Genomic DNA, 4,141 nt, shown 5'->3' with positions numbered 1-4,141 from the left:
GCCCCCTTCGTATGCACCCAGCGCCCCACGACCACCCGATCGGGACTCCCGTTCGACACGCATCTCCCAAGATCGAAAAGACAACAGCTTCTCACCCAGACCTGACACCTTCGCAGGTCAGGGCACATCCAGATGACGTGCTGGATGAAACGGGACAGAAGCGCTCACCCTTGGGGCTGACGAAGTGCCCAGGCGCGGTCGCTCGGCGTCGGCTCGGTTCGCCAACGTGCTCGTAGGACTCCGTCGTTGTCGGGCATGACAGCAGTGCACAGAGGCACACGTTCACCCACATATACAGAGAGGAGCGCGGCGGCATGAGCACGGGATATCCGGGCGGCCAGTTCGGGGAACTCGTCCTCTTCGGCGATGGCGCTGCGGATGCTGCCGTCGATGTCCTGCCACACGCCTTCGACGCGACCATCAGCGGGCAGGGCTCTCAGGACGGCGTCGATGTCGGTGGACAGGGACGGCCAGACGGCGAGACGGGCCCGGGGAGCCAGTCCAACGCGAACGGCGTCGATGGTGTCGTTGGTGAGGTGGTGCCATCGTGAGGCACCTTCGAGATACGTCTCTTCCAGGATTCCTGCACGGCCGGTGACGACTACCCTGTGCAGGTCGGCCCAGAAGCCGTCATCGCCGGGTCGCTGGATGACCCGCTCTTCCTCCCCGGCCTCCAAAGCGTACGGGGAGGCGTCCAGGCGTTCTGGGAACAGTCCGAGCTCCCGGGTGTGGGCCAACGCTTCCTCGCAAGGCTGGCTGCTGCTGATGTAGAGGTACTGGTCCCATCCCACATGGACCGCGAACGCGCCTTCCACCTCCAGCCGGCACCAGGCGCCGTTGTCGCGCAACATGGCGCGCACGAGCTGCAGCCCGATTTCGAGCGGTACTTCTACCCCGTCATGGAAACCGGTAGGGCCGGCAGGGAAGAGCCCGTCCAACCCAAAGCCGTCCACCGCAGGCTCCACACCGAAGTGCGCGAAGGACGGGATCTGTGGTTCCCGTACGGCCAGGTGATCGACGCCGGTGTCCCCGGCAAAGGCAGCGACCGCTTGAAGATAAGACGCCTCAACCTTGCCTTGATCGCTGACGGTGTCCTCACTGCCGGTGTAGTGCCCGTGGTCGTCACGGTCGGCAGGGTCGTACTTGGTCACGCGGTGGACGTAGGGGAGCTGCACCGCCCCATCATCCAGCACGCTCGTGTCGCCCCGTGGGGAAATGCCATGGCGGTGAGACAAGGGCGTAGGGCAACGTCCTGAGACACATCAGGAACCTGCTGGTCAGCGCAATGCTCCTTGACACGAGCCGCGAGATCCTACAACAGTGAAGCCTGTCGCCCTGCCATCCAATCGAGGCGTTTGGCCTCAGGCTCGGGCTCGTGCAGTTCGACGCCCACGCGGCGCCGGTCGTCCTCGACGACGAGGAGTCGCTCGAAGTCGGAGTAGATCGTCCGGAACATCTACCCCGACCGCATTCCCGGCTTCTTGTAGCAGGAGAGGGCTTCGCACAGCGAGTAGGCCACCGCGTCCCCTGCTCCGCGACGCCTACGCGCGCGGTGCAGCGAGCGACTGGAGCGACCTTCTCTGTCGTCCCCAGGAGCCGGAATTCGACCTAGAGGGCGACGAGAGCCTCCTCGAAGCAGCGACGCCGGAAACCTACGTGGCCGTCAACCGGGGCGGCGCGTGTGACTGGGCAGCCCAGTTGAGGCGGGAATCCCAGACGGCGACTGGAAAGTCCGTCTACTTGGTCGTGCGTTCCGCTTCCACCAGTTCCTTGAACTGCTGGAGATCGATCCGTACACCGCGCTCGATCGCGACCGCCTGCGCGAACCCCTGCGGTCCGCCGAAGGTCTCCTTGATCGTGCCCGGGTCGTACTCGAACCGAGCCTGGATCCGGGTGTGCCCCCGGTCGATGGGCAACAGGGAGAAGGTTCCCGCCAGATCGGGACCGCTCGTGGTCTGCCACGTCATCACGTTTTCCATCTCCCGGTCGACGATCTCGACCTGGAGCTCCTGCGCCCGCCCACCTCTACATCCAGGTGCGCGAGTCGCTCACCCGCCGCTCGGGCCTGGCGCACGCCGTTCAGAAACCTCGGGTAGGTCTCCGCGCGATGGAGACAGGCCCAGGCCGCTTCGAGGGGGACATTGATGTCAATGTGCTCTTCGAGAGTGCTCATCCGACACCTCACAGGTTCACTTCCGGCTCACCCGTCGCATACCCACGTTCCCTCACCGACCAACCGGAAGCGACCCGAGCGCCAAGCACCTCCCCGGTTGGCCGCGACCGCTGGCCGAACAGGTCGGCACCGAGCGACAGAGCGGTCGCCTGAAGCACTCATTGGCCACCTGGCCTGACCTGCGTACCTGTGGCCTCGGATGCTCTTCCAGTCGGCCGCCAGCCGAACGGTCGGCCGAGTCCCACCGGGCAGCAGACACCCTTGACCTGCACAGTTGCCCTGCTCGGATTGACCAGGTGAAGCACGCAGTGGCCAACTGAGCCGCTCAGTCACACATGCACTGTGACTGAGCGCTTCAGTTGGCCACTCCGAGCGTCACAGTTGGCCGGAGGACGGCGATCGATTCGGATGGCGTCCCATGAAGTGGTGTAGCCGGGCAGCGTCCCGGAACGCGCGGGTGTCTGCCCGGGGCGTGCATCCGCTGGCGGTGCATGCTCCCTGAACAAGGGCAGGCCACCGCGCAAGTCTCCCTGGTGAACGGGCAGTTCAACCGGAGGAGCACGCGATGGCCTTGTCCCAGTCTGAGCTGATGCGGCTGCTGGAGTCACTACGTCGGGCCGACGGAGTTGAAGCAATCAGGGTGGTGTGCGAGCGCATCCTGCAGGAGCTGATCGAGGCCGAGGCCACCGACGTGATCGGCGCCGCCCCGGGCGAGCACACCGACAAGCGCACGGCCTGGCGCAACGGACACCGGGACCGCCTGCTGACCACGCAGGCCGGCGACCTGGACCTGAAGATCCCGAAGATGCGGACCGGGTCGTTCTTCCCGTCACTGCTGGAACGGCGCCGACGGATCGACCGGGCCCTGTTCGCCGTGGTGATGGAGGCATACGTGCACGGTGTGTCCACCCGGAGCGTCGACGACCTGGTCAAAGCACTCGGTGCGGATTCCGGGATCTCGAAGTCGGAGGTGTCGCGGATCTGCGGCGAGCTGGACGGAGAACTGACCGCGTTCAAGGAACGGCCGCTGGACCACACCGTGTTCCCCTACGTCTTCCTGGACGCCACCTACTGCAAGGCGAGGGTGAATCACCGGATCGCCTCGCAGGCCGTGGTCATCGCCACTGGAATCTCCGCCACCGGACACCGCGAGATCCTCGGGCTGATGGTCGGCGACAGCGAGTCGAAGCCGTTCTGGACCAAGTTCCTGCGGTCCTTACGAGCCCGTGGCCTGGACAACGTCCAGCTGGTCATCTCTGACAGTCACAGCGGGCTGGTGGCCGCGATCCGCACCGTCTTCCTCGGCGCGGCCTGGCAACGCTGTCGGGTCCACTTCGTCCGGGACGTGTTCTCCGTGATCGAGAGGGGCTCGGGAGAGATGGTCGCCGCCACCATCCGCACCATCTTCGCGCAGACCGCCGGTGGGCAGGTCCGCACCCAGTTGGATGTGGTCGCCGACATGCTCGGACGACAGTTCCCGCAGGTCAAGAGCATGCTGCTGGACGCGGCACCAGACATCACCGCGTTCGCCGACTTCCCGCCCGCGCACTGGAAGAAGATCTGGTCGACCAACCCGCTGGAACGGCTGAACCGCGAGATCAAACGGCGGGCCGACGTCGTCCAGGTCTTCCCCAACCCTGCCGCCCTGGACCGGCTCGCCGCCGCGGTCCTGGCCGAACTCCACGACGAGTGGCAGGTCTTCGACCGCCGTTACCTCTCCGAAGCCTCCATGGCCGAGCTCTTCACCACCCCGCCAACCACGCCCGATCCGGAGATCAGCCCACAACCGGAATCGAAACAGCTGCCGTGACTACACCACTCAGCGGGACATGACCTCGATTCGGGTAGTTGATTCTAGTTTCGATTAAGTCGACGGGCCTTCCCCCGTGAAGGTGGGCACGCGGTTATTGATCACGCGGCGAGCGTGAGTTTAGCGGTGTGGTGTCGGTGTTCGTATTCGTTGGGGCT

At 65.3% G+C, this 4,141-nt stretch carries 3 protein-coding genes; 1 reads left to right on the top strand and 2 read right to left on the bottom strand.

Features of this window, described 5'->3' with window-relative positions; translation table 11 throughout:
• Positions 1-164: 164 nt before the first annotated feature.
• Both ACFZB3_RS50060 and ACFZB3_RS50055 read right to left on the bottom strand, forming a co-directional pair.
• Positions 165-1,151: an RNA-binding protein gene (locus tag ACFZB3_RS50060; RefSeq protein ID WP_391390599.1), complete on the bottom strand. Its 987-nt coding sequence runs from the start codon at positions 1,149-1,151 to the stop codon at positions 165-167.
• Between the two features lie 585 nt (positions 1,152-1,736).
• The gene (locus ACFZB3_RS50055; protein ID WP_391390597.1) at positions 1,737-1,967 is read right to left on the bottom strand and encodes a hypothetical protein; all 231 of its coding nucleotides are present in this window, start codon (positions 1,965-1,967) and stop codon (positions 1,737-1,739) included.
• Positions 1,968-2,738: 771 nt separating this feature from the next.
• On the opposite strand from ACFZB3_RS50055, the gene ACFZB3_RS50050 reads away from it, so the two are divergent.
• A complete protein-coding gene (locus ACFZB3_RS50050; RefSeq protein ID WP_391390595.1) occupies positions 2,739-3,983 on the top strand; it encodes an IS256 family transposase in 1,245 nt (414 codons plus the stop codon).
• Positions 3,984-4,141: the final 158 nt, after the last annotated feature.

This window comes from Streptomyces sp. NPDC008092, assembly GCF_042957285.1.
In the GTDB taxonomy this organism is placed as follows: Bacteria; Actinomycetota; Actinomycetes; order Streptomycetales; family Streptomycetaceae; genus Streptomyces.
This window is presented reverse-complemented; position numbering and strand designations above follow the sequence as displayed.